The sequence below is a fragment of the Promicromonospora kroppenstedtii DSM 19349 genome (assembly GCF_000515355.1).
GTDB lineage: Bacteria > Actinomycetota > Actinomycetes > Actinomycetales > Cellulomonadaceae > Promicromonospora > Promicromonospora kroppenstedtii.
Genome location: NZ_KI911644.1, coordinates 34,145 through 34,874, shown reverse-complemented (window position 1 = coordinate 34,874; position 730 = coordinate 34,145). Strand labels below are relative to the sequence as shown.

The following is a 730-nucleotide window of genomic DNA, read 5'->3' as shown; positions in this document are numbered from 1 at the left end:
GACTCCCGGGCCGCATCGTGCGATCTGGACCATATCGAGCCGTTCGACCACGACCAGGATGCTCGCCCTGATGCAGCGGGCAAGTCTGAACCCGGGCAGACTCGTGCCGGGAATCTCCACGCGCTCTGCCGACGTCACCATCTGCTCAAGACGCACGCGGGCTGGGGTGTCGTGCGGGACCCGGCCAGTGGGGTCACGACCTGGACCACGCCCACGGGTCGGATGCACGCCCGTCCGCCGACGGTCCTGGACACCCGGGTGGACCTGGACCAGGTCGACCCGGACACCAGTCACGACCTGACCCTGCGTGCCCTGACCGGACGCCGCCTGCCGCGTCCCTACACCACGACCGCACCGGCGACCGACCCCTCCGATACCTCCGACGCCTCCGATACCCCCGACGCCTGCGACCTCACCGTCCCATCCGGACCCGGCGAGCCGCCGTTCTGAGTTGGCAGCCGGGTTCGGGAAGCAAGTTGACGCCTCCGGGCGATCGCCGTCGCGGTGGACCCGTACCGGATCGACACCCAGCGGCGTCTCTCGGAAGCGGATCGGCTGATCCACTCCCGAGTGCACTATGTGCCCCAGGGGCAGAGGTAAGTGCGCGCATCACGGCGCGGTCTCCGCCCGGTCCGAGGGACCAGGCCGGCACGCCTCCGACGCGCGCTCGTTCGCCGTCGGCCGCGGTTCGCGCGGGGTGGCCGACGGCGTCGGTCGCGCGGGCGAGCAC

General features: G+C 71.5%; 1 pseudogene. It reads left to right on the top strand.

Going from position 1 to position 730, the window contains the following annotated elements:
* A pseudogene (locus tag PROKR_RS31485) lies at nt 1-450 on the top strand (HNH endonuclease); the annotation flags it as partial.
* Between the last annotated feature and the right edge of the window lie 280 nt (nt 451-730).